Raw genomic sequence first — 23,080 nt, forward strand, 5'->3', positions numbered from 1 at the left:
GCCGCTTCATATGATAGTTCTCTTTGGCTGCGATACCTGTTTGCATCCTAGTCAAGCGCTTACAAGCTCTTGTATCAGCAAGTCATGACCGTTTCTTGCAGCGTTCGTTAAAACGATGTGCACCAATCCCTTCTAGCGGACGGCTCAAGCATCTGCCGGATTAAGCTGAGCCATTGCCCAGGTGGTGTAAGTGCCGATCGGACTCCAAAGCAGATAGGGAATGAGCAACACTGCTGCCCAGCCAGCGATCGGTAACACGAATAAGGTCAATATAATTCCCCAGAAGAACCCGGTTGCGCCAATGATCGCGCCCGTAATCAGGCTACGGCGAAGTTCCATTATTGGGTTATATGCCAGGGTGAGAATCTCCAGCAGCAAATAGCCGCCCATCAACAGCCAGGTTCTAGAACTGCCTGGATCTTTTTCCCACACGATATAAGCAGACCATGCAGCACAGATAAAAACCGTCGTCCAGATGAAGGGAATTGCTGCCTCAAAGGTAAGCCACCGGGGACGCCGCAGCCGCCTGAACCACTGAAGTCCTCCCGGCGGGTTGAGACTTCCCCCAATTCCTACAACTACCAGGGTCACTCCCCCAATCACCAGCCAGGACGGAAGCATAGAGTTATCCTTTCGCGATCGCTAATCGTTTTCAAGCAAACTTCGTTTCTCACGCTGCCAGATCAAACCGCTGTTGGAATCGCTCCAAGGAATTATCCTTTGCCTACCCACTACTGACTCACCGCCTCACCGCTATTTCTGACAAAGAAGAAATATTTATCCAGGCTGCTGTATCGCAGAATGCCTTTACCAAACTTAAATTCTACCGAAGGAATATGCTTCAAATAACTTAACACAATAGCTTCCACCAGTTTTCCTGATAAAACATGTGAATGCCTGTACTTCAAACCTTTCTCGCCATCGACTTAAAAAAAGCGCAATTTACACAACTTAATAATCTTTAGGTTGTGTGAAAAGAAAAGTAACGCTTTGTCGGAGTTAATTGCGTTGAAATGCTGATGAAAAGGGAATTCTCGCCGCTTATCTCTATTCCGAGACGGTTCTCAATAACTCGTAACAAATTCTGCCTCGACAGCATTGTATAAGAATACCTGGAGGGCAAAAATGACAGACTAATCGCTACCCAAGCTGCTTTGTACAACGCCTTTTGGTTTCTCATATAAATGTGAAGTTGTTCTCAGATTTCTCTTAGCTTTCCATTATGTTGAGATGAGGGCTGAGACAAACTAAGAGGTCAATCAGAGAGCTGAAGCGAATCTGTGATTTCTCCTTCAGGTTGCTTAGCCAGCTTGAACCTAAATCAGGTTTAATCCAAACCGAACTTAACTAAAACAATTAGGAGATTGAGTCCATGCTAGATGCATTCGCCAAGGTTGTTTCTCAAGCCGACGCTAAGGGTGAGTTCCTGAGCACTTCTCAGCTCGATGCACTGACCAGTCTGGTCAGAGAAGGCAACAAGCGTCTGGACACCGTAAACCGGATCACCAGCAATGCTTCCACGATCGTTGCTAACGCAGCTCGCGCTCTGTTTGAAGAACAGCCTCAGCTCATCCAGCCGGGCGGAAACGCATACACCAACCGCCGCATGGCTGCTTGCTTGCGCGACATGGAAATCATCTTGCGCTATGTGACCTATGCTACTCTGGCTGGCGATTCCAGCGTTCTGGACGATCGTTGCCTGAACGGTCTGCGTGAGACCTACCAAGCTCTGGGTGTTCCCGGTGGTTCTGTAGCTGCTGGCGTTCAGAAGATGAAGGAAGCTGCTGTTTCACTCGCTAACGACCCCAGTGGCATCACCAAGGGCGATTGCTCCGCGCTGATGTCTGAAGTGGCTAGCTACTTCGATCGCGCTGCTGCGGCTGTTGCTTAATTTGTTCTTTGTCAGTGTCCTCGGTTTATTTGCTGTGTTCAGTGACCGATGACAAACCTTTGTCTCAACGCAAACATTTCAAGGATTACAAATTTAGGGAGATAATCACATGAAGACACCCATTACCGAAGCCATCGCTGCTGCTGATACCCAAGGTCGTTTCCTCAGCAACGCTGAAATGACCCAGGTGTACGGTCGTTACGAGCGTGCTGCCGCGTCTCTGGAAGCTGCTCGCACTCTGACCAGCAACGCTCAACAGCTGGTCGACAGCGCAGCTAATGCAGTGTATCAAAAGTTCCCCTACACGACTCAAACTCAGGGATCTAACTTCGCTGCTGATGCTCGCGGTAAGGCTAAGTGCTCTCGCGATATCGGCTACTACCTCCGCATGGTAACCTACTGCCTCGTTGCAGGTGGTACGGGTCCCATGGATGAGTACCTGGTTGCTGGTTTGGACGAAATCAACCGCACCTTTGACCTGTCTCCGAGCTGGTATGTGGAAGCTCTGAAGCACATCAAGGCTAACCACGGTATCACAGGTCAAGCTGCTGTTGAAGCAAATGCCTACATCGACTACGCGATCAACGCTCTAAGCTAATTGATCGTGCAGCCCGGAAAGGTATGCGGTTGCTGGTTGTTTGCTAGCGATGGTTTATCTTTCCGGGCTTAGTGTATCTACAGGTATTCGAGTATTTGAGAATGTTCGTCTATCTGAAGATATTTAGGGGAAAGGGATGAGGAATGGAGGATGAAGGGCAAGCCTGCTCGGAACCCCAAACGATCGGCTCTATTTTCCTTCAATTAGAAAATGCTGTATTGCCTTTTTAAAATTTAACTCGCAATTTGTTTCATTTTCCTTTCCTTCTTCGTTCCTTAGCCTCGTCTTGCTTGTTGGCATTCTCGCTCTGTTAAGACAGAACAGATAAGTTGGAGGAGATAACCTATGGCTGTGACAACAGCAGCGTCCCGGTTGGGCACGTCGGCATTTAGCGATTCGGCACGGGTAGAACTGCGTCCTACTTCGACCAGGGAGGATGTAGAAAATGTGATTCGTGCCGTCTATCGGCAGGTGTTGGGCAACGATTATTTGATGAAGTCAGAGCGTCTGACCAGTGCAGAGTCTCTGCTGCGCGATCGCAAGATCTCAGTGCGAGAGTTTGTGCGCTGCGTGGCGAAGTCAGAACTGTATAAAGAGAAGTTCCTTTACCCCAACTTCCAGACGCGCGTGATCGAACTCAATTACAAGCATTTGTTGGGTCGCGCTCCTTACGATGAGAGCGAAGTGATCAATCACCTGGATCTTTACGAGAACCAGGGATTTGATGCTGAGATTGATTCCTACGTTGATTCGGAAGAGTACCAGTCGAACTTCGGCGAGAATATTGTGCCCTACTACCGGGGCTTCGATGTTCATACCGGGTCGAGAACGGTAGGTTTTAACCGGATGTTCCGTTTGTATCGTGGCTATGCCAACAGCGATCGTGCCCAAACCGAGCGCAACAACTCGCGTCTGGCACGGGAACTGGCGCAAAATAAAACTTCGTCGATTATGGCTCCTTCGAGCAGCAACGGCGGTTGGTCCCACTATCGGGCATCAAACGATGTTGCGCCTGCAAAGTGCCTAGGCGGCTCGGTTGCAGGTGACGAAGCCCGAATGTATCGCTTGGAAGTGGCGGGACTGCGAGGCTCTGGCTATCCCAGTGTTCGGCGTAGCAGCACAGCATACCTGGTTCCCTACAATCAGATGCTTCCCAAGATGCAGCAAATCCACCGTCAGGGCGGCAGGATTGTGAGCGTTTCGCCTGCGTAATCCGTCTGTCAGGCTAGCATAGCGTGTTGGGCGATGGGTTTTAGGGTCGCTTTTCCCATTGCTCTGGTTTATTCCTCAGGTGAGCCGCTGCTTTGGAGAAAAGGGGTTTAGCCTGTCGCTCTGCACGCACTTCAGCTTTTATTTCAACAGCTCATTCAGGAGGTATTCGACTCATGTTTGGACAAGCTGCGGTTGGTGGTTCAGCAAATAGCCCCTCTGGAAGCCGGATGTTCCGTTATGAGGTGGTCGGTCTGCGTCAAAACGAAGAAAACGATCGCAATAACTATTCGATTCGTCGGAGCGGCAGCGTGTTTATCACTGTGCCCTATAACCGGATGAACGAAGAAATGCAGCGCATTTTGCGAATGGGCGGCAAGATTGTCAATATCGAGCCTTTGTCGGCAGAAGAGTCGGCGCAGGCGTCGGCAAATTGATTGGGCAGCGGCAGTCAGCCTGCCGTTTCCCCAGTGGGGGAGGTGCTTTGCAACGATTCAGCTTTAAGGGTCTTGATCTCACTCGTTAAGCTAAATCGCTTCTAGGCGGGCAGTTTGCCTGCATATTGGTGCGTGTTTCATGCTGGAATCTTCAATCGATCGGAATAATCCTTCTGAGCCCGGCGGCTCCCCAGGCGACCTCACAATCGAACAGGCAATTGCTAATTTGACCCATCCTGACCTGAGCTTGCGGTACTACGCTGCCTGGTGGCTGGGCAAATTTCGCGTTAAAGAGCCTGCGGCAGTCGATGCGCTCGTTACAGCCTTACAGGACGAGTCCGATCGCACCGAGTTGGGCGGCTATCCGCTGCGACGAAATGCGGCAAGGGCATTGGGTAAGCTAGACGATCGACGGGCGGTTCCGGGGTTAGTAGCGTGTTTGTCCTGCGAAGATTTTTATGTTCGCGAGTCAGCCGCACAGTCTTTAGGAATGCTTGGCGATGCGTCGGCAGTTCCAGCTCTGTTGCCACTTTTGCAAGGCGGTCTGGAGGCGGCTCAGCCTGTTCCGGGTCGTCCTCACTTGGCAGAACCGATCGAGGCAGTCATGGAAGCTCTGGGGGCACTCGCGCCCGGAACCCCGTGGCAGCAAGAAGCAATCGACTTTATTCAGCCTTTCCTAGCTCATTCGCTGGGACGAGTACAGTATGCCGCTGCCCGCGCCATGTATCAGCTCACCGATGAGGCGCAGTATGGCGATCGATTGGTCGCTGCCCTTTCCGGAAGCGATATCAATTTGCGTCGCGCTGCGTTGTCTGACCTGGGAGCAGTAGGCTATCTGCCTGCGGCTGAAGCAATTGCCACGGCTGCCGCTGAAAATAGCTTCAAGCTGTTCTCGTTGAAAGGCTTGCTGGAACATCAGGTTCGATCGGGAGCTGCTCTGTCGCCGGACGCGCTGAAACTGATGGATTTGATGGACAGTTTGCTGTAGCAAGCGGGATATCCTCCCTACAACAAACCTGTCAAATTGGCTCACTCGTTTAAGTCTCTATTCCCGATTCCTCACCTTTTCTGATGTTTTCTTGCCCGATGACAATCTCTAACTCCGTTAATGCCCAGCCGCTGATTGATGCGATCGATCAGGCAGATTCGCCCGAACGATTGGTTGGTGCGGTGCAGGCATTGGCAGCAGCCCAGCAGGAGGCAGGCATTCCGACGCTGATTCGCGCTCTGGGATTTAATAATCCGGGGGCTGCGGCGATCGCAGTGCGGGGTCTGGTGCAAATGGGCGCGATCGCAGTTCAGCCCTTGCTCGACCTGGTGGACGACTACAACTATGGCGCAAGAGCCTGGACGATTCGGGCACTAGTGGGTATTGGCGATCCGCGTGCGCTAGAGGTATTGCTGGCGGCGGCTGAAGCAGATTTTGCGCCGAGTGTGCGGCGGGCTGCAACTAGGGGACTCGGTTCTCTTCGCTGGGACTGGCTCCCTGAAGACAACAGGGCATCGGTTCAAGAACAGGTGATGACCTCGCTGATAAAAATTAGCCAGGACTCCGACTGGTCTTTGCGCTATGCAGCAATCGGGGCACTGGAGGTACTGGCAGGTGCAGCCAATTCTTTGCATCCGGCGATCGAACAGCAGTTGCGGCAAATTGCGGAGCAGGATGCAGATTTAGCAGTACAGGCAAGAAGCCAGAAAGCACTCCGGGAACTGGCAGGCAAGTAGCTTATTTCCACTCCCTATTCCCCCTTTCCTACTCCCCCCTTTGTACACAAAACACTAGGTTAAACAATGTCGATCCCTCTTCTCAAAGTTACTCCTAAGACCCAGAATCAGCGTGTGGAGGGCTACGATGTCCCCGATGAGGACGACCCTACCCTTTACCGCCTGAGCCACGCCATCTCGGATACTGACGTAAACGAGATCATCTGGGCAGCTTATCGGCAGATTTTTAGCGAACATCTGGTTCTGGAAAGCTATCGCCAGCCTGCGCTGGAATCTCAGTTGCGGAACCGGGCGATTTCAGTGCGAGAGTTCATTCGAGGGCTGGGCAAGTCGGACGTATACCGCGATGAGATTGCTGACCTGAACTCGAACTATCGCATTGTCGATCTCACCTTCAAGCGGTTTTTAGGACGGGCATCCTACAGTAAAGATGAGCAGATTGCTTGGTCGATCGTGATTGCGACCAAAGGACTGCACGGCTTTATTGATGCAGTGGTGGACAGCGACGAGTACAGGCAAAACTTTGGCGATGATGTGGTTCCTTATCAGCGTCGCCGGATGGAAGGTCGCCCGTTTAACCTGACCAACCCGCGCTATAGCGACTACTGGCGGAACCGAATGCTGGAAATGGAGCTGCAAACTCGCTCCTACTACCAAGTACGGCAGTATCAATCCGGCAACCTCGATCGCAAAGTTATTCGTCAAGCAGTGTCGCCGATGTTCTTTAACATGGCGCAGTCGCTCCTAATTCCGCAGCAGGATTCGCAGCGGGACGTGGCGCGGGCAACTTCCAGCACGATTAAGGTTCCTGATTCGAGCCGCAGTGCAGGTGAAGTAAAGCCGACGGTGAAGGCAACCAATGTGGCATTGCCCTACCGCTATCTGTACAACATGCCAAAGGTTTAGAGGAGTTTGTAGGTGGGTGGCAAGACGGTCGAGATCCCTTAAATCCTGCTTAAAAAGGGAGAACTTTGAGCCATACAGCCTCCTATTTGCTTAAGGGCTATCTGCATCGGGTACTTACCTCTTTATAAAAGGGGGACTAGAAGGGATCTTCAGCCCTTCTCACATCCATCCGCCTTTCCTCATCGGCTCTCATCATTTACTTTTATTCCTTTATTTCCTCTTTAGTAACACCATGACCATTCCTCTGCTTGAATACACCCCCTCCTCACGGAATCATCGAGTTCCGGGCTATGAGGTTCCTGGTGAAGACACGCCCTACATCTATCGGCTTGAAGACTGCACGGATAACACGGATCTGGAAGCAATGATCTGGGCAGCTTATCGTCAGGTTTTTAGCGAGCACGTTATCCTGCGCAGCAGCCGTCAGAGTGATCTGGAGTCTCAGCTCAAGAATCGATCGATCACCGTACGCGACTTTGTACGAGGTCTGGCAAAGTCAGAAACTTTCCGCAGATTGGTAGTGGAAACAAACTCCAACTATCGGATTGTGGAAGTGTGCCTGAAGCGATTGCTGGGTCGTGCTCCCTATAACGAAGACGAGAAGCGTTCCTGGTCGATCAAAATTGCCACGCTTGGCTTTGATAGCTTTGTGGATGCGCTGGTAGACAGCGAAGAGTACAGCACCAACTTCGGCGACACGACCGTTCCCTATCAGCGTCGTCGCTACAAGGATCGTCCGTTTAACCTGGTGACACCTCGCTATGGCGATTACTGGCGCGATCGCCTGGAAACCGAGCGGTATAAGTGGGGCGATGTGAAAAACTTCCTGGACATGGCGCGATCGATCAAGATTACGCCGAAGCAAATGACTCCGGTGAGTACCAAGAATATTCAAATTCCTGATACCAGCCGCGACACCAAACCCCAGGACACGCGGGTTTCGATTAGCACCACAGCGGGCTTTCCGGTACGGTAAAGGGTGAAATAGAGCAGTTTGAGCACCAGTCAATTGATTCAATTCATCGATTAATTGAATTGATGGATAGGGTTGAAGACATGGAAAGCGGAACGATCGCATGAATCATTCTGCGAATCAAACACTCTGACCTTTTCCTGCTCCAAGTTACTCGTTTGCTGAATCAATTCTGTCAGGGTAGTTTGCGGACTGCCCCGACCTAAGGGATAAACGTCCCCGACTATCACACCTGCACTCAAGAACGTCTTTGACTGAGTCTCTTGCCTGCTGCCTGGAGAAACTGAATTCGATCGCCGCAAGAGATTTCTACTGCTCCTCCGACATCGAACATTTAGACTCGTTCATTGCAGTTCATTAGGAGAATCGGTATGACTTTGCCTCTGCTTGAGTATAAGCCCACTACCCAGAACCAAAGAGTTTCCAGCTTTGGAACGGCTGACCTGAACGAGGACACTCCTTATGTTTTTCGCCTGGAAGCCGCAACCACACCTATTGAGCAAGAAGCTCTGATTCGCGCTGCCTATCGGCAGGTGTTTAATGAGCAGGAAATGCTCCAGTTTAACCGTCATGTTGCGCTGGAAACGCAGCTTAAGAATCGATCGATCGACGTGCGCGATTTCATTCGGGGACTGGCAAAATCTGAGCGGTTTTATCAGCTAGTGGTTGAGCCAAACAATAACTATCGCCTGGTCGAAATCTGCCTGAAGCGATTGCTGGGTCGTGCTCCCTACAATAGCGAGGAAGAAATCGCCTGGTCGATACAAATTGCGACGAAGGGCTGGCATCAGTTTGTTGATGCGCTAATTGACAGCGAGGAATATACTCGCACCTTTGGCGATATGGTCGTTCCTTATCAGCGGAAACGCTTAAGCGATCGCCCCTTTAGCTTTACGCCTCGCTATGGAGCCGATTACCGGGACAAACTGCCCCAGCCAAAGCCATACGTGCCAACCCCTCGGTTTGAGCTGGATTTCGATCGACCCTTTGACCTGGCTCGATTCCTAGCAGGGATTAACTGGGGGCGTGTGAGTGGAGTGCTGCTGCTGCTGGTTCTGGTTTGTACGATCACGCTGCTCGCCTCCAGTCTGACAGGAGCAATTGGCTAAAGCCAGAGAAGCGGCTAAGGCTATTCATTTCGCGCCATTCCACGGGATAATAAGCCAAGGGACGCTGCGCCGCACAGCCCCAAAATGAGATAACCCGATTTTGCACATCACGATTACACAAGGGAGATCTAGCATGGCATTGCCCTTGCTTAAATACAGACCAACCACACAAAATCACCGTGTTGAGAGCTTTGGCACGGCAGATCAAAACGAAGATACACCTTACATCTATCGCCTTGAGGATGCTGCCTCCGCTTCGGAGATGCAGGAAGTGATCTGGGCTTCCTACCGTCAGGTGTTTAGCGAGCATCAAACGCTCAAGTTCAACCGTCACTCTGCGCTGGAGTCTCAGCTCAAGAACCGGGCGATTACGACACGCGATTTTATTCGTGGCTTAGCCAAGTCTGAGCGGTTTTACAGCCAGGTCGTTGAGGTCAACGATAACTATCGTCTGGTCGATATCTGCCTGAAACGGCTGCTCGGTCGTTCTGCCTACAATGAGGACGAAAAAATCGCTTGGTCGATCAAAGTGGCAACGCTGGGCTTCTATGGCTTTATTGATGCACTGCTCGACAGCGAAGAATATACCCAGGCATTTGGCGACAACACCGTGCCTTACCAGCGCAAGCGGATGGAAGGTCGTCCGTTTAATCTAGTGACTCCCCGCTACGGTGAGGGCTTCCGCGAAACCGTAGGAACCGTCAAGACCGACTGGCGTTTTGTGGTGGAGAAGTTTTACAACCGCAAATTCCAGGAGCGTCAGTTGCAGGAAGGCGATCCGCGCAAGTATCGCGACATGGCATCTTCGATCGGTGCAAAAGGGAACTATTCCCAATCTTTGCGGGCATCGGATATCGACTACTTGAACAAAGTGCCCTACCGCGGTAAACGCTAAGGTGTTGCGTTGAACTGATCACTCGCCGATCGTTCTGATTATTTATTTGCTGGGTCTGGCTACTCTCTAGATTCGATCGCCTTTTGTAATCTACAGAAGGTTTTTGAGTCAGGGAGCAGCGAGACCCAGTTCTAGTTTTAGCTCTAGTTTAGAGATTTGCAGCAAATCACAAAAAGCAGCAGACCTAAAAAAGGGGCAGTTGCCCCATTCATAAATCACAAATTGCACGGATCAGTAGAAGGACAAAATCAAACCCAAACAAATTTATTCATTAGGACTGGTGGTGCATTTGCTGATCGATGTAAAAATTTAATGCTTCTCGTCCCATTTGTTTACCAATGCGTGACCAGAGGAATCCTCCAGCAAGCGGGGTTACGAGCAGCGTAATGATCCAGGCAAACACGGTTGATACCCCAACAGTCATGAGGGTGGCTGCCAGCCCAACCCCTATACCCAGCAAAACGCCCGCAAAGGGAAAAGCTACCTGAAGCCGAATCCAGCGCGAGAAAGACCCAACATTGGGGTTTTTGTACCAGCGTCCCATTTCGGCGCGAACCGATGCAGCGAAGGCTAAGCCGGATGTGAGGCAAATAAATAAACCGGCTGCCAGCAGAAAATAGGGAGGTTCGGAGAGTTTGGCACTAAAGAAGTTTTCAAGCTGATTAGGGTCAACAAAGGAATTCATAATGCAATACCAACACAGCAAAATAAGGTTGACAAAGGCAGAGTGAAAATTTCAATGGGGTGGGCAGCTGTTCACTAACCCACCCTGCTTAGACCCGTGAGCGATCGGTAATTGCTGGCTGTTCTACTTAGATTCAGCACTTCAGATCAACCCACTGAACCAATCAACAAAACACAACAAGCGAAAGAATTAATCCTGAACCATCCGCTGTTTGTTTTGTTGTCTTTTTTAGAATCTGGAACCCGGTCGCGTGGATTCAGTTTCACGATGGACAGTTGCCTGACGAGATTTGCGCGTCAAGCCAATTAGTCCCAGCAGACCGAGTAAGCCTAACCAGCCCAGGTTGTTATTTCGATCGCCACGGACGTTTCGATAGGTCGTGGTCGTCGTGGTTGTCGTTGGACTTTCAGTTACAGGGCTGGGAGAAGCCGTCGGTGAAATAATCACCGTGGTCGAAGAATTGCCGGGCGTTGTGCTGGTCGTGCCGGAGCCGGAAGTGGTTCCAGAGGTTCCGGTCGTTTCGTTCGTTCCGGGTATTCCAGAGGTTCCGGTGGTTCCGGTGGTTCCGGTACCTGTTGTGCCAGTCGTTCCCGTGCCAGAGGTTCCTGTATCAGAAGTGCCAGAAGTCCCAGAAGTGCCAGACGAACCGGGAGAAGTCAGCGTTCCGGTGGATCCAGGTGCGATCGAGGGGCTATTGGTTGAGCCGCCCGTCCCGGTTCCGGTTGCCCCAGTCCCTGTTGAGCCAGAAGTGCCAGAAGTCCCAGTCGTTCCTGGTGAGCCATAGGTGCTACCTGCTGTCCCGGCTGAGCCAGAAGTGCCAGAAGTTCCGGTCGTTCCTGTTCCGGTCGTTCCTGTTCCAGTTCCAGAGGTTCCAGTCGTTCCTGTTCCAGTTCCAGAGGGTCCGGTGGTTCCCGTAGTGGTTGCCGTTCCAGAGGTTCCGGTGCTACCTGCACCACCTGAGGTTTGTGCCAGCCCAGTAGTTGTGAGCGGAAATGCGAGTAATCCGATCGCAAACGTACTGACCCAAACTTGATTTTTTAGATTCGTTCGATTCATTGCTGTCTTTTTCCTCTTGTCAATCTTCGTATCAATCGCCGGATTGATTGCGGTTTAGTTCAGCGATTTGATCGACGCACAAATTCCTGACTCAAGCTGAAAATTTGCCGATACCGCAGCTTTTTCACGTTGAATTAAAGTTCAACCTTTCTACGATTGCAATCAAAATAACAAAACCGATCGCCTCATACGTCTACCGAGAGAACTGCATGGTTAAGCGATCGGTTATATCAAAAGGAACACTACTGTACACCAGAGCGATGTACTGATAGTTGAGCAAGGGAATTTACATGTCTTCTACGGAACCCTCGACTCTAGAAGTATCTAGATTGCGCTCTTCGCTGCGAATGCGCTCACTGCCGCGGAACACCTGAGTTTGCAGTGCAGGCGGCATTTCTGTGCCCAGTGCTGCCGCAATTTGCTCAGGCGGCTTATTTCGACTGTCAGCTCGCAGGTAGTTGCCGTCGTGAATTGCTGAAATTGGCTTCATTTTATGGGTGGTGGTGTAGTAACGATGCGTTTGACCTTTCACCCCACGTTCCTGCACCGTTTCTGCCGAAATTTTCTTTCGCAGTTTGATGATCGCATCCATGATTGCTTCTGGGCGCGGCGGGCAACCGGGAATATAGACATCGATCGGCAAAATCTTGTCTGCTCCACGAATCGCTGTTGGCGAGTCTGCGCTAAACATCCCACCTGTGATCATGCAGGCTCCCATCGCGATCACGTATTTCGGATCGGGCATCTGCTCATACAGGCGCAGGGTCGGCTGTGCCATCTTCATATTTAGCGTACCTGCCAGAATGATCAGGTCTGCCTGTCTCGGAGAAGCTCTGGGGATCAGACCGTAGCGATCGAAGTCAAAACGCGAACCAATCAAGGCAGCGAACTCAATAAAGCAGCAGGCGGTTCCATACAGCAGAGGCCAAAGACTCGAAAGTCGCGCCCAGTTGTGCAAATCGTCTACGGTCGTCAGAATGACGTTTTCCGAAAGCTGCGTGGTGATACTTGGATAGGTGGCGGGATTCACAATCAGATCTGAGCCACTGGGTTCAGACGGTTGACCCGATCGAGACGGATTGGTCATCATAACTGCACTTATACGCAGAGAGAGGCGATCGAAAAAACGCAGATGACTTCCAGCAGTCGCTCGCTTCATCGCAAAACTAAAAAGCAAGACTTAACCACGGATAGGCAGCCGCCTCTCTACCCTATTTGCTATGTCCGGGTTTTACCTTCTATCCAAAGGGGTAGTTCCAGCCTCAGCACAATGCGAACCTGTTTCTCCATTAGGAGAATTGGACTGAAACTCAAACGCTTCAACCAGTTCCCAGGGTCCACCTTTGTAGTACCACAGCAACAGCCCTTCACCAAACCCGCTCAGCGGTTGCCACGCTCTTGCAGCCTGTTCGTATTGGGGTTTAGCCACCTCAGGCGAAACCTTGTTTTGAATCGTGACGTGCGGCTTGTACTTTTGCCGATCCTGCGGCGTTAACTCTGAGTGCCAGTCCGCCATAAGCTGGTGCTGCAACTGTATTAATTCGGGAGCCTCGATCTCAGCCGCAAAGCCCCTGCCAAGAAAGCGCAGCGTCGGAAAAGCCAGGGGAAATCGAGCCGTATTCGCACAGGCGATTTGCAGCGTCTCGCGGATGCTGGTTTCCTGATTCCCGGGGAGGGCATGAAACAGCGTTACGTGGGCAGGCAAAAAATTGCGATGGCTGGGGAAATATTCCTGTCGGAGTTGATTGAGCCGATCGAAGCTAGCGGAATCCAGTTTGAGCGTTAGCACGAGCGGCAAGGCATCGATCGCGCCGGCAGGGAAACTGCCTGGCATTGCCTGCTGATTAGAATCAGGGGCATAGAAGATAGGTTGATGAGCCATGTTGGGAGGAGCTTTTGCTGAAATTGGCTAGAGTGCTTGAACCTTGAGTGCCTGAACAGTAGTTGCTCAAATAGCTGCTGCGCTGTAAAGCTTTGAACCAGTGTTTTCCAGAGAAAAGGATGATCAATCACCCAATCCTTACTTCACCAGCAAACTTTATTTCTTCTTTATTTTTAACGTTGTTTTTTACATTAATTCTGACACCGACATCACACCAGCGCTAATGATTACTCCTTATTTACGCAGCAGTTCTATAAGAGTGAATAAGCCTGTTGGAAGATGAAGCAATGCCTCTATAACCAGGGCGACATTAAAGTAAAACTCCTCATTCTTTAGGCTTCTCGAAGACAAGCACAGGTTAGAACTCTAGACAGACTGCAAACATCAAAACGGTAAACTAGGATGAACTCATCAATCGTAATTCGATTGCACCCGATTTCAACAAGTACGAAGTTAACAAGCACAACCTAAGGAGCTTAATCATGGAAACTCGTTCTACCGATCTACCCCCCGTTGCTAAGGCTTACAACCAGGTCGACCGCAATGCTTTTGTCTTCGGCTGGAATCCCCAGGCAGAATTGTGGAATGGTCGTTTAGCAATGATCGGTTTCGCTGCATACCTGCTGTGGGATCTGGGCGGTTATAGCGTCGTGCGTGACCTGCTTCACCTGTCCTAATACTTTGATTCGGGACTCATCAGATAGGGTGATGAAAGGTACCAGTTCTTTCAATATTGTGAACTGAAAAAAGTAGATTTGCGAAGCAATCAAAGGAAGAAACAAGTCAGTCTAGCAGGGTTGGAACGCAACTTTAATCTGGCTAAAGACCAATGACTTGCTTTATTGCTCTATCGCCTTTTGCAATTAGCAAATCCTAAGAAAGAACTGGTACGTCCTGAAGCAGAGCTTTGGTTTTATTCAACCTACAAATTTTGCTTATCGATCGCGTCCTTCAAAAATCATTGCCCTGAGTCTCTGACCGGAGAGGCAGGAAACCAACAGAGAGATCGCTAGTTTGATTGATTGCGATTGGCTTAGGGCTATGCTTAACTATTTATGTTAAGTTTTGTAAATAAACTCGAGCGATCCTTACAAGCAACCCTTGATAGAGACGAAATCTCCCTGGTAGCTATTCCAGTAGAGATTATTTCAGTAGAAATTGATTTGGTAGAGATTCAGTAGAGAAAGGAGTAGAAGATTGACTGGCGCATCGTACAACTATCCGCATCCAAGTGAGATTGAGCAAAAAGCCGCTTCCGAGTCATCGCTGGCGCTCATAATCGCGCTTGGGGTTATTGGCATCTGGGCAGCCAGCCTCATCGGTCTGCTCTCGCTTAATCTGAATCAAATCCCCGGCTGGGTTATCCCGGCAATGATGCTCTGGCAGATGTTCCTCTACACGGGACTGTTTATTACTGCCCACGATGCGATGCACGGCGCGCTTTTCCCATCGAATATTAAAGTGAACAACACGATCGGAACGCTGTGCGTGTTGCTCTACGGCTTATTCTCCTATAAGAAGCTGCTGAAAAAGCACTGGATGCACCACCACCATCCGGCTAGCGAACTTGATCCCGATTTTCACGACGGCAAGCATAAAAACCCGATCGTCTGGTATCTGCACTTTATGCAGGGTTACTGGAGTTGGCGGCGGCTAGTTGGGCTGATGGTGATTTTTAACCTGGCAGAGTTCTGTCTGCACATTCCTGAGAAAAATTTGGTGCTGTTTTGGGTCATTCCGTCGATCGCAAGCTCGCTTCAGCTCTTCTTCTTCGGGACGTTTCTGCCGCATCGAGAACCCGAAGGCGGTTATCCCAGTGCCCATCGTGCCAAAACTTTCGCACTACCAACCCTGCTCTCGTTCCTAGCTTGCTACCACTTTGGCTATCACGAAGAGCATCATGAGTATCCGCGTGTTCCCTGGTGGAGGCTGCCGAAAGTCCATCATGCAAGACTGCAAAATGCCCTGTAGCCACTTGGCTACAGCGGAGCAACTCTATCAAGTTTGCGTCGGGTTCAATGCTTGAAGCCTAGACAAAGCATGGATAGAGCATAAATATCGATTGATATTGATCGATTTCCTGCCTGAAGGTTTTCTTTATTTCTACTCCTGATTACGATTTGATTTAATGCAAGACTGCTTTCCTGAGTCCGCAACTGCGGGCTTTTTTATGTCTATGCTCAAGCCAGGGCGATCGGCAACGGTTCTGCCTTCCTGCTGAATCATCGGGTTAGAAGACTGCCAGAGCAAGCTCACTAATTTTCTCAATATTTCTCCGCAACCTTGATAGACTATTCCAAGTGTCGAAAGATTGATGAAAGCGAATGCGCTCATCGTCGGGATGGCTTGTCTGGAAACAAAAGCGTTTATCAAGAACGTTGAAGACGGGCATTGCGCTATCCCATCTAGTCATCTCCAAACCCTAGAAGTTTACCTCTAGAAACCTATGCCGCCCCTCATTGCCAACTACTATCTGACCTACCGCTGCAATGCTCGCTGCCACTTCTGCGACATTTGGGCACTGGAGCCAAAGCAGGAGGCAAGCCTGGAAACGATCGAGCATAATCTGCGCGACTTGAGGCGATTAGGCGTGAGGTATGTGGATTTTACCGGGGGTGAACCGCTGCTGCGTCATGATGTTGGGCAAATCTATCAGACTGCAAAACAGCTTGGCTTCACAACCAGCATGACCACTAATACGATCCTCTACCCCAAGAAGGCAAAGGAAATTCAGGGATTAGTAGATTTCCTCAACTTTTCGCTAGATGGCGCAGACGCAGAAACCCACGACCACTCCAGAGGCGTGAAAATCTTCGATACGCTAGTTGAGTCCGTTCAACTTGCCCTATCGCTCGGCGAATATCCGGTGCTGAATCACACGGTGACGGCTCAAAACTACGATCGCATCGGCGGGGTGGCAGAGCTGGGGCAAAAGCTGGGGGTGCGGGTCTGGCTCAACCCGGCATTTACGGCACACAGCAATTACAACAGCAAGAAAAATCCGACACCAGAGATTGCTCAGGCAATCGAGTCAACTGCCAGAAGGTATAGAAATGTTGGCTACAATAAGGCTGCTCTGGCATTTATCGAGGCGGGCGGCAACGATACGCAAAACCCACGCTGTAAAGCGGTGGATGCAGTCATCGCCATTTCGCCACACGATGAGCTATTGCTGCCTTGCTATCACTTTGCTCAAACCGGAGTGCCGATCGAGGGTCGGCTCTATGAGCTGTATCGGGAATCGGAAACGGTTGAGGAATATCGTCAGTCGCAGGGCAAGCTATCGGTATGCGAAGGCTGCACGGTCTGGTGTTACCTGATCCCCAGCTTTTTCAAGGGCGTTGACAAATACTGGTTTCTCAATCAAATGACCTATGCCGGCGAATTCCTGGCGCGAAAGCGATTCCTTCAGCGATCCAATAAGAATGAACTCACTCCTGTCTAATCTTCCTGAACCCCTAGATGACAATGACTTGGACGATTCTCTCACCAGCAGTCATTTATTCGATCGAGGCATGGAAGGACGAAGACAAAAAGCAGCCGTTGCAATCACGATGATTTGGGGCGGCACGATCGCTCTGCATCTGCTATCTTGGGGCATCTGGCTGGTTTGGGGTTTAACCACGCTTATGAGCATTCATGCGCTGCGAGTGCTGCTGGCGCGTCCGCTTCCCCCGGCGAAGCTGCTATCGAGCGACGATCCCGAAGCCTGTCCCTATGTCTCGATGCTGGTTGCTGCAAAAAATGAGGAAGCCGTGATTGGCTCTCTGGTTAAAGATTTATGCAGCCTGGATTATCCGAGTAGCCGCTACGACCTGTGGATCATTGACGACAACAGCACCGATCGCACCCCGCAGGTTCTAGAAAAACTGGCACAGGACTATCCGCAGCTTCATGTAGTTCGACGTTCTGCTAATGCGGGAGGGGGAAAATCGGGTGCGCTGAACGAAGTCTGGGAACTGACGCAGGGCGATATTATTGCCGTCTTTGATGCTGATGCCCAGGTTCCGAAGGAGCTTTTGCGACGGGTTGCGCCATTGTTTGACCGCGAAACGATTGGGGCAGTGCAAGTGCGGAAGGCGATCGTGAATGGATTGACCAACCTCTGGACACGCGGACAGACTGCAGAAATGGCGTTTGATAGCTATGTGCAGCAGCAGCGGATCGCGATCGGCGGCATTGGCGAACTGCGGGGCAACGGTCAATTTGTGCGGCGAGCTGCCCTGGAACACTGCGGCGGCTGGAACGAGGAAACGATTACTGACGATCTCGATCTGACGCTGCGGCTGCACCTGAATCGCTGGGAAATTGATCTGCTGATGACTCCTCCCGTTGGTGAAGAAGGCGTCACCACGGCAACCGCGCTCTGGCATCAGCGCAACCGCTGGGCAGAAGGCGGCTATCAGCGATACCTGGACTACTGGCGACTGCTGGTTCGCAACCGCATGGGCACGACAAAATCGATCGACCTGCTGATGTTCATGATGTCGCAGTACCTTCTACCCACTGCCTCTGTACCAGATATGCTGATGGCGATCGTCCGCAGTACGCCTCCGGTGCTGGCTCCGATCACCAGTCTGATGATCACGTTCTCGCTGATCAATCTGTTTCTGGGCATTCGGGCAACACAAAAGGAAACGGTGCGATCGCAAAGCGCGGCGGGTACAGCCCGGTCGAGAAGACTGCCGATCGGGGTAGCAAATGCAATGGCGCAAACCCTGTTCGGAACACTCTATATGCTGCACTGGATTCCAGTAATGGCAAGCACGACGCTGCGAATGGCTGTTCGTCCGAAGCGGCTCAAGTGGGTTAAAACAGTGCATCACGGCTCAAAGCAGGGCTAGATGTCCGCTGTTCGCTTAATTGTTAGCTCAATAGAAAAATTAAATTGGAGCGGTTGGTTGCGATCGATCGCTTTTTTGTTGCGCTTTTGCCCATGTTCTGTCGCGGAGAAGACCGGGGAAAGCGAAAATCTGATGTTACAGAGGAAATACTGCCTGCTGTGAAGAGCAATTTAGGGCGATCGCCAGTCGGGAGGCAGCGTGGCAAAATCGAGGCGAGCATTCGTTAGATTCGTTCCGGTGAGGTCTGCTTCGGATAAATCAGCGTAGCGTAGATCGGCTCCGGTAAAATTTGCATCTCGCAGATTCGCATTGCGAAGGATGGCTCCATAAAGGCTGGCATTGGTAAAGTTAGCTTCCTGCAAGTTGGCATTGCTTAAGTCAGCGTCGCGAAGTTCTGCGTCCTGGAGCTGTGCCTCGGTGAGATTTGCTCTGGATAGGCTGCTGTGCAGCATCTGTGCCTCTTGAAGGTTAGCGTTTCGCAGGTCTGCTTCGCCTAGATCTGCCCCCTGCAACTGTGCCTCCTGAAAATTGGCATTTCGCAGCATTGCCCGCACCAGCATGGCATTGATCAAAATTGCTTTAGTGAACTTTGCCTGTCTGAGATTTGCACGAGTCAAATCAATCCGGCTCAGGTCACGGCCTTGCAGGTCAACTTGCTCCAGGATACAGTCTGGGCAACGATTGGTCTGATTAATGCGATCGATCGGCGGCAGCGTAGGGCGAATCGGCAGCGCGATCAAGGGTTTGTCTTCTGATGATTCTGTCCCCGACGGCTCCGGCGGCATGACTGTAAACCGAAGGGCGATCGGCACGATGGCAAGCAGAATTGCGGCGATCGGCAGGAGAATTTGAACGTTCATTACAGGTCTAATATCGGTTTTAATATCAATTACTTTCATGGCTTGTGCTTATCACGATCGTTCAATAGGGGAAGACGCAGGCAGGGATTCCCGCGAGGTTGCGCTTTGCAATAATCGAACCTCAAAAAGTTGCTCCAGGTTCAGGAAAAACATTGGCTCTGAATCCGCGGGTGTGACCAGGGCACTGACACAGCGAATGCCGCTTTCGAGCAAATAGGTGGGCGGCACGGGGGCGAAGGCAGATCGGGGAACGCGACGCAAAACCGGAAGCGCATCCAGCCGAATTCCCATGAGTTCCCCTTCCCGGTAGTCAAGGATCAGCAGATGGGGCTGGGCGGCAGGCATTTCTTCTGAGTCGGCGGGTGGAAGAGTGGGGGAAAGATCGGTGAAAATCCGCGATCGAATGTCCATCACCACAATCTCTTGATTCTGATAGTGGGTCAGGCTGAGGCTCCCATTCGCCGACTGACCATACACCTGCTGAAGCGGAATGACGCGCTGCACCACCAGAATCGGCAGAGCAAACCACAATTGCTGAAGTTGAAAGGTGATCAGCGGCTGGATTGCATCTGAGCGACGGTGGAGAACGCGGCGGGAGAGGAAGGAGGACATTGGGGGGTGGAGGGGTGAGGAGATGAGGGAGCGGAGGGATATCGATCCATCAACCAGCGGGAGTAAGCTCAAGCAGACGTTCCAGAGTTTGGAGGAGGCTTTGCTCGTTGTAGGGTTTGGAGAAGTAGGCGGATGCGCCGAGGTTGATCGCAAGTTGGCGGTGTTTGGTTCCGCTGCGAGAGGTGAGCATGGCGATCGGAATTTGTTCGAGGTGGGGGTCTGACTTAATGCGTGCCAGGAAGCCGTAGCCGTCGAGACGGGGCATTTCGATGTCGCAGATGACGGCTTCGACGTGCAGCCCAGAAGAAAGTTGGTCGAGGGCATCTTGTCCGTCTCTGGCTTGGGCGACGCTATATCCGGCTTTTTCGAGGGTGAGTGCCAGGTATTTGCGAACGTTGATTGAGTCGTCTACGATCAGCACGGTTGGCTGAGTTCTCGGCAGCATTCTCCCTGGGGTTCCAGGCAACATTCCCGCGACCATTCCCGGAATCATTCCTGGGAGCATTCCCGCAGACGACAAATTGATTGATTGCTCGGCAGTTCCTCCCAGGGGCAATCTGCCATTCATGCCATTCACAGGGGACAGGGCGGGATAGGCAGATTGAGCATCGACGACCGATCGTTCGCAGCTTGCGATCCAGTGCAGCAGTTCGGGCAGGTTCACCAGAGGCACAATCCGTCCGTCTCCCAGAATCGTACAGTTGCTCATACCGGGCGGCATTGGAAAACCGCCTTCGACCTGACGAATGGCAACTTCCTGTTCTCCCCAAGAGCGATCGATCTGAATTCCAGCGGGCTGATTGCCCTGATTCACAAGCAAGACGGTGGGGACGGTAATCGCAGGCGGGGTTTCCAGGTCGTCCTGATAGCGAGGATGGTTGAACATAAGCCACTGAGAGAGGCGTACCAATTGAACCATCGTGTTTTCCCAGGTGAAGGCTTCGCTGCCTGCTGTCTTGATAATTTGTTCGGGTTGCAGCAAGATCATTTCCTGGATCGAGTCGGTGGGGAACGCCAGCAGCATTCCGTTGCTTTCCACAATCAAAACCCGCGTCACCGACAGAGTATAGGGAACGGACAGAATAAACGTTGTGCCCCTGCCAGCCTGCGTGTTGACCTTAATTTCGCCCTGAATCTGCCGCAGCCGATCACGCACGACATCCATGCCTACACCGCGACCGGAAAGGGCGGTGACCCGATCGCTCGTGCTGAATCCTGGCTCAAAAATCAAGGACAATAATTCTTCATCGCTGGCAGCTGCAAGCAGAGTTTCATCCAAGCCCATTTGCTGCGCCTTTGCACGGATTTTCTCGATCGGAATGCCGCCGCCGTCGTCGTGAATCGTGATAATCGTGCGGCTATTGCGGTGGCTCGCAGTAATTTCGATCGTGCCTTGCTCTGGTTTACCGTTTGCCCGTCGGGCTTCTGGCGTTTCAATGCCGTGATCAAAGGCATTGCGAAGCAGGTGCATCAGCGGATCGCTCAACGCTTCGAGAATATTGCGCTCGATCAGCGTCCCTTCTCCATGCAGCACCAGCTCAACGGACTTACCGTATTGCAGCGATAGCTCTCGCAGTGCCTTCGGAAAACGGTTCGTAATATCCGACAGCGGACGCATCCTCACCTGGGTCATGCGAGTGCGGAGCTGACGCGATGTTTTATTGAGTTCTCGCGCCGTTTGCTCGGTATCTTCCAGGCTGAGATCAATATCGCTGGCGACTTCCTGAATTTGCACGATCGTTTCCATCACTTCCTGCGACAGCAAATGCACATCGCTGTAGCGATCCATTTCCAGACTGTCGAAACCGTTCAGTCTTGTATTCAGTGCACTGTCTGCTGAGGGCAGGAGCGGAGTTTGATAAGGAATTAGATTCAAGGTTGAGTCGGACGATCGCAGGGCAGGCGGCAGGCTGGATTCGGTTTGAACCCCAACGCGATCGTATTCATCTCTTAAATGTGTATTTGACTGTTCTAAAACTTGAACACGCTCGTTCAAAATTTGAATCAAACCGCGTAAACGCTTCAGGTGTAAATCAAGCCCGTTTCGTTCGATCGTCAGCTCACCAAACAAATCGCTTAATTGGTCGAGCTGCTTCACCGGAACTCTCACCGTGTTCTCTCCGGTATCTTTCGCAGCCGTGGGAGAAGACGTATCTACGCTAATTTCTGCAAATCGTGCTTCCGATCGAACTCCGGCTTTACTCGAAGCTGGTGCGTTTGCTGTAACTTCAGGAATCGTTGGGGAAACGATCGCGGAGTTCTCTGGCTGGGTTGCCGTAACCTCGACGGTGGCAGGGCGTGAGTCTGAAGCCGCTTCGTTCAGCACAGAGTCCTTCACAGAGTCGAAAATCGGATCATCGATCGCAAATCCCTCGAGCAGTGCAGCATCAGCTTCAGCAACTGCGGCAGCGTCCGTTACTGCAAAATCTGATTTATCCCAATGATGTGCTTCCGCTGCAAAGGGTTCAGCTTCAAAAGGCTCAGCTTCAAATTGATGAACTGAAACCTCAAAACCTGCCGCTTGATCCAGGTTCCAGATTGAATCCGGCATCGAATCTGTTAAATCGGGCACTTCAATCGCCGTTGGCAGTGCTTCTCTTTGACCGATCATGACCAGAGCTTGCGATCGTCGCCAAGCCTGTAATGCGATCGGGGCGATGTCCTCAATGCGATCGGGGGCGGCGGCAATGTGAGCGGCAATCGACCCACAAAGCTGAGTAAAGTTTTCAAGCTGAAGCATTTCGCCCAGTCCGCCCAGTTCTTGCGCCAGAATTTCTAGCTCCTCACGCAGACAGGGATTGTTTTCGCTCAAAACGGCTTCGAGGCGGGTCAAACAGCCCTCTACCTCGGTTTCAAACAAGAGCGGGACAATGTCATGCCCATCCTCTGGCGACAGCATCGACTGAGCATCTTCGTCTTCTGGATCGCCCAAGCGATCGTGAAGCTGCTCAAAAATGGGCATCGCCTCTCGCTCTAGCCAGGCGGGATCAAGCACGATTTGCTGTCTGTCGCAGTCAATGACGTGCCGCATACAGTCCACCCCAGACAACAGCAGTCCCTCTAGCTCTGCATCGAGGGCGATCGTCTGCCGCTGAATTTTGAGCACCTTGAGCGAGTCTTCGAGCCGATGCGCGAGCTGACTCAGGGCGGTAAAGCCCATCATGCCCGCTCCCCCCTTGATCGAATGAGCCGATCGGAGGGCTGCATTGACTTTTTCAACATGAACCCCGTAATGGGCAAGTCCGAGCAGGGCTTCATCCAGCGTATTCAAATATTCTCGCGCTTCGTCAAGAAACTGAAGTTGGATTGCGAGTTCCTTATCCTGTGACATAGGGGAGGGGTGGGGAGTGGAGGGATGAGGGAATGGGGTGGGAATGAGAGGCTAGGGGGCGATTTAG

At 51.6% G+C, this 23,080-nt stretch carries 23 protein-coding genes; 14 read left to right on the forward strand and 9 right to left on the reverse strand.

What is annotated here, in order from left to right:
• Positions 1–144: 144 nt before the first annotated feature.
• Both NDA02_RS04355 and NDA02_RS04360 read right to left on the reverse strand, forming a co-directional pair.
• On the reverse strand, positions 145–621 hold the full coding sequence (locus NDA02_RS04355) for a TspO/MBR family protein (RefSeq protein WP_190790090.1): 477 nt from the start codon (positions 619–621) through the stop codon (positions 145–147).
• A gap of 110 nt (positions 622–731) precedes the next feature.
• Complete coding sequence (locus NDA02_RS04360; RefSeq protein WP_190790089.1) at positions 732–869, reverse strand: hypothetical protein; 138 nt, start codon at positions 867–869, stop codon at positions 732–734.
• Between the two features lie 503 nt (positions 870–1,372).
• On the opposite strand from NDA02_RS04360, the gene NDA02_RS04365 reads away from it, so the two are divergent.
• The 10 genes from NDA02_RS04365 (at position 1,373) to NDA02_RS04410 (ending at position 9,743) form a co-directional block, all read left to right on the forward strand.
• A complete protein-coding gene (locus tag NDA02_RS04365) occupies positions 1,373–1,891 on the forward strand; it encodes a phycocyanin subunit beta (protein WP_190790088.1) in 519 nt (172 codons plus the stop codon).
• A gap of 109 nt (positions 1,892–2,000) precedes the next feature.
• A complete protein-coding gene (gene cpcA / locus NDA02_RS04370; RefSeq protein WP_190790087.1) occupies positions 2,001–2,489 on the forward strand; it encodes a phycocyanin subunit alpha in 489 nt (162 codons plus the stop codon).
• Between the two features lie 345 nt (positions 2,490–2,834).
• The gene (locus NDA02_RS04375) at positions 2,835–3,701 is read left to right on the forward strand and encodes a phycobilisome linker polypeptide (RefSeq protein ID WP_348247862.1); all 867 of its coding nucleotides are present in this window, start codon (positions 2,835–2,837) and stop codon (positions 3,699–3,701) included.
• Between the two features lie 173 nt (positions 3,702–3,874).
• Positions 3,875–4,135, forward strand: a complete 261-nt coding sequence (locus NDA02_RS04380; RefSeq protein WP_190790819.1) for a phycobilisome linker polypeptide — start codon at positions 3,875–3,877, stop codon at positions 4,133–4,135.
• Between the two features lie 139 nt (positions 4,136–4,274).
• Positions 4,275–5,123 carry a HEAT repeat domain-containing protein gene (locus tag NDA02_RS04385; protein WP_190790818.1) on the forward strand — a complete coding sequence of 283 codons (849 nt, stop codon included), beginning with the start codon at positions 4,275–4,277 and terminating at the stop codon, positions 5,121–5,123.
• Positions 5,124–5,221: 98 nt separating this feature from the next.
• Entirely contained in the window at positions 5,222–5,860 is a 639-nt protein-coding gene (locus NDA02_RS04390) for a HEAT repeat domain-containing protein (RefSeq protein WP_190790817.1), read from the forward strand.
• A gap of 66 nt (positions 5,861–5,926) precedes the next feature.
• The gene (locus tag NDA02_RS04395; protein ID WP_190790816.1) at positions 5,927–6,766 is read left to right on the forward strand and encodes a phycobilisome rod-core linker polypeptide; all 840 of its coding nucleotides are present in this window, start codon (positions 5,927–5,929) and stop codon (positions 6,764–6,766) included.
• A gap of 232 nt (positions 6,767–6,998) precedes the next feature.
• Positions 6,999–7,742 (forward strand): phycobilisome rod-core linker polypeptide, encoded by a 744-nt coding sequence (locus tag NDA02_RS04400; RefSeq protein ID WP_190790815.1) that lies wholly within the window; start codon positions 6,999–7,001, stop codon positions 7,740–7,742.
• A 368-nt stretch (positions 7,743–8,110) separates the two neighbouring features.
• Complete coding sequence (locus NDA02_RS04405; RefSeq protein ID WP_348254462.1) at positions 8,111–8,848, forward strand: phycobilisome rod-core linker polypeptide; 738 nt, start codon at positions 8,111–8,113, stop codon at positions 8,846–8,848.
• A 133-nt stretch (positions 8,849–8,981) separates the two neighbouring features.
• On the forward strand, positions 8,982–9,743 hold the full coding sequence (locus NDA02_RS04410) for a phycobilisome rod-core linker polypeptide (RefSeq protein ID WP_190790074.1): 762 nt from the start codon (positions 8,982–8,984) through the stop codon (positions 9,741–9,743).
• Positions 9,744–10,014: 271 nt separating this feature from the next.
• On the opposite strand, the gene NDA02_RS04415 is transcribed toward NDA02_RS04410, so the two are convergent.
• From NDA02_RS04415 to NDA02_RS04430, 4 genes are all read right to left on the reverse strand, one after another.
• Positions 10,015–10,428 carry a hypothetical protein gene (locus tag NDA02_RS04415; protein ID WP_190790073.1) on the reverse strand — a complete coding sequence of 138 codons (414 nt, stop codon included), beginning with the start codon at positions 10,426–10,428 and terminating at the stop codon, positions 10,015–10,017.
• A 228-nt stretch (positions 10,429–10,656) separates the two neighbouring features.
• Entirely contained in the window at positions 10,657–11,484 is an 828-nt protein-coding gene (locus tag NDA02_RS04420) for a hypothetical protein (protein ID WP_190790072.1), read from the reverse strand.
• 286 nt (positions 11,485–11,770) lie between these two features.
• Positions 11,771–12,574 (reverse strand): NADH-quinone oxidoreductase subunit NuoB, encoded by an 804-nt coding sequence (nuoB, locus tag NDA02_RS04425; RefSeq protein ID WP_347277817.1) that lies wholly within the window; start codon positions 12,572–12,574, stop codon positions 11,771–11,773.
• Positions 12,575–12,715: 141 nt separating this feature from the next.
• Positions 12,716–13,366, reverse strand: coding sequence for a 2'-5' RNA ligase family protein (locus tag NDA02_RS04430; protein WP_199296323.1), 651 nt, complete (start codon positions 13,364–13,366; stop codon positions 12,716–12,718).
• Between the two features lie 482 nt (positions 13,367–13,848).
• Here NDA02_RS04430 and NDA02_RS04435 point away from each other — a divergent pair, with 482 nt between their 5' ends.
• The 4 genes from NDA02_RS04435 to NDA02_RS04450 all read left to right on the forward strand — a co-directional run bounded on the left by NDA02_RS04435 (position 13,849) and on the right by NDA02_RS04450 (position 18,210).
• Entirely contained in the window at positions 13,849–14,043 is a 195-nt protein-coding gene (locus tag NDA02_RS04435; RefSeq protein WP_190790070.1) for a chlorophyll a/b-binding protein, read from the forward strand.
• A 520-nt stretch (positions 14,044–14,563) separates the two neighbouring features.
• The gene (gene crtW / locus NDA02_RS04440; protein WP_348247856.1) at positions 14,564–15,337 is read left to right on the forward strand and encodes a beta-carotene ketolase CrtW; all 774 of its coding nucleotides are present in this window, start codon (positions 14,564–14,566) and stop codon (positions 15,335–15,337) included.
• Positions 15,338–15,812: 475 nt separating this feature from the next.
• Positions 15,813–16,811: a radical SAM protein gene (locus NDA02_RS04445; protein WP_190791363.1), complete on the forward strand. Its 999-nt coding sequence runs from the start codon at positions 15,813–15,815 to the stop codon at positions 16,809–16,811.
• Entirely contained in the window at positions 16,741–18,210 is a 1,470-nt protein-coding gene (locus NDA02_RS04450; protein ID WP_190791362.1) for a glycosyltransferase family 2 protein, read from the forward strand. Before NDA02_RS04445 ends, NDA02_RS04450 begins: the two co-directional genes overlap by 71 nt.
• 170 nt (positions 18,211–18,380) lie before the next feature.
• Here NDA02_RS04450 and NDA02_RS04455 read toward each other — a convergent pair whose 3' ends face one another.
• From NDA02_RS04455 to NDA02_RS04465, 3 genes are read right to left on the reverse strand one after another with little or no spacing between them, the layout of a single operon-like run.
• Positions 18,381–19,109, reverse strand: a complete 729-nt coding sequence (locus NDA02_RS04455; RefSeq protein ID WP_190791361.1) for a pentapeptide repeat-containing protein — start codon at positions 19,107–19,109, stop codon at positions 18,381–18,383.
• A 12-nt stretch (positions 19,110–19,121) separates the two neighbouring features.
• A complete protein-coding gene (locus NDA02_RS04460) occupies positions 19,122–19,682 on the reverse strand; it encodes a chemotaxis protein CheW (RefSeq protein ID WP_348247853.1) in 561 nt (186 codons plus the stop codon).
• Positions 19,683–19,731: 49 nt separating this feature from the next.
• Positions 19,732–23,013 carry a response regulator gene (locus tag NDA02_RS04465; protein ID WP_348254464.1) on the reverse strand — a complete coding sequence of 1,094 codons (3,282 nt, stop codon included), beginning with the start codon at positions 23,011–23,013 and terminating at the stop codon, positions 19,732–19,734.
• Positions 23,014–23,080: the final 67 nt, after the last annotated feature.

The sequence above is a fragment of the Leptolyngbya sp. ST-U4 genome, from assembly GCF_039962215.1.
GTDB lineage: Bacteria > Cyanobacteriota > Cyanobacteriia > Elainellales > Elainellaceae > Leptolyngbya_A.

Coding starts and splice junctions, on each gene's coding strand:
- NDA02_RS04380 (WP_190790819.1), top strand. CDS start 3,875: ATGTTTGGACAAGCTGCGGTTGGTGGTTCAGCAAATAGCCCCTCTGGA.
- NDA02_RS04410 (WP_190790074.1), top strand. CDS start 8,982: ATGGCATTGCCCTTGCTTAAATACAGACCAACCACACAAAATCACCGT.
- NDA02_RS04355 (WP_190790090.1), bottom strand. CDS start 621: ATGCTTCCGTCCTGGCTGGTGATTGGGGGAGTGACCCTGGTAGTTGTA.
- NDA02_RS04390 (WP_190790817.1), top strand. CDS start 5,222: ATGACAATCTCTAACTCCGTTAATGCCCAGCCGCTGATTGATGCGATC.
- NDA02_RS04445 (WP_190791363.1), top strand. CDS start 15,813: ATGCCGCCCCTCATTGCCAACTACTATCTGACCTACCGCTGCAATGCT.
- NDA02_RS04455 (WP_190791361.1), bottom strand. CDS start 19,109: ATGAAAGTAATTGATATTAAAACCGATATTAGACCTGTAATGAACGTT.
- NDA02_RS04375 (WP_348247862.1), top strand. CDS start 2,835: ATGGCTGTGACAACAGCAGCGTCCCGGTTGGGCACGTCGGCATTTAGC.
- NDA02_RS04405 (WP_348254462.1), top strand. CDS start 8,111: ATGACTTTGCCTCTGCTTGAGTATAAGCCCACTACCCAGAACCAAAGA.
- NDA02_RS04400 (WP_190790815.1), top strand. CDS start 6,999: ATGACCATTCCTCTGCTTGAATACACCCCCTCCTCACGGAATCATCGA.
- NDA02_RS04465 (WP_348254464.1), bottom strand. CDS start 23,013: ATGTCACAGGATAAGGAACTCGCAATCCAACTTCAGTTTCTTGACGAA.
- NDA02_RS04395 (WP_190790816.1), top strand. CDS start 5,927: ATGTCGATCCCTCTTCTCAAAGTTACTCCTAAGACCCAGAATCAGCGT.
- NDA02_RS04415 (WP_190790073.1), bottom strand. CDS start 10,428: ATGAATTCCTTTGTTGACCCTAATCAGCTTGAAAACTTCTTTAGTGCC.
- NDA02_RS04435 (WP_190790070.1), top strand. CDS start 13,849: ATGGAAACTCGTTCTACCGATCTACCCCCCGTTGCTAAGGCTTACAAC.
- NDA02_RS04420 (WP_190790072.1), bottom strand. CDS start 11,484: ATGAATCGAACGAATCTAAAAAATCAAGTTTGGGTCAGTACGTTTGCG.
- NDA02_RS04450 (WP_190791362.1), top strand. CDS start 16,741: ATGCCGGCGAATTCCTGGCGCGAAAGCGATTCCTTCAGCGATCCAATA.
- cpcA (WP_190790087.1), top strand. CDS start 2,001: ATGAAGACACCCATTACCGAAGCCATCGCTGCTGCTGATACCCAAGGT.
- NDA02_RS04365 (WP_190790088.1), top strand. CDS start 1,373: ATGCTAGATGCATTCGCCAAGGTTGTTTCTCAAGCCGACGCTAAGGGT.
- NDA02_RS04385 (WP_190790818.1), top strand. CDS start 4,275: ATGCTGGAATCTTCAATCGATCGGAATAATCCTTCTGAGCCCGGCGGC.
- NDA02_RS04430 (WP_199296323.1), bottom strand. CDS start 13,366: ATGGCTCATCAACCTATCTTCTATGCCCCTGATTCTAATCAGCAGGCA.
- nuoB (WP_347277817.1), bottom strand. CDS start 12,574: ATGATGACCAATCCGTCTCGATCGGGTCAACCGTCTGAACCCAGTGGC.
- NDA02_RS04460 (WP_348247853.1), bottom strand. CDS start 19,682: ATGTCCTCCTTCCTCTCCCGCCGCGTTCTCCACCGTCGCTCAGATGCA.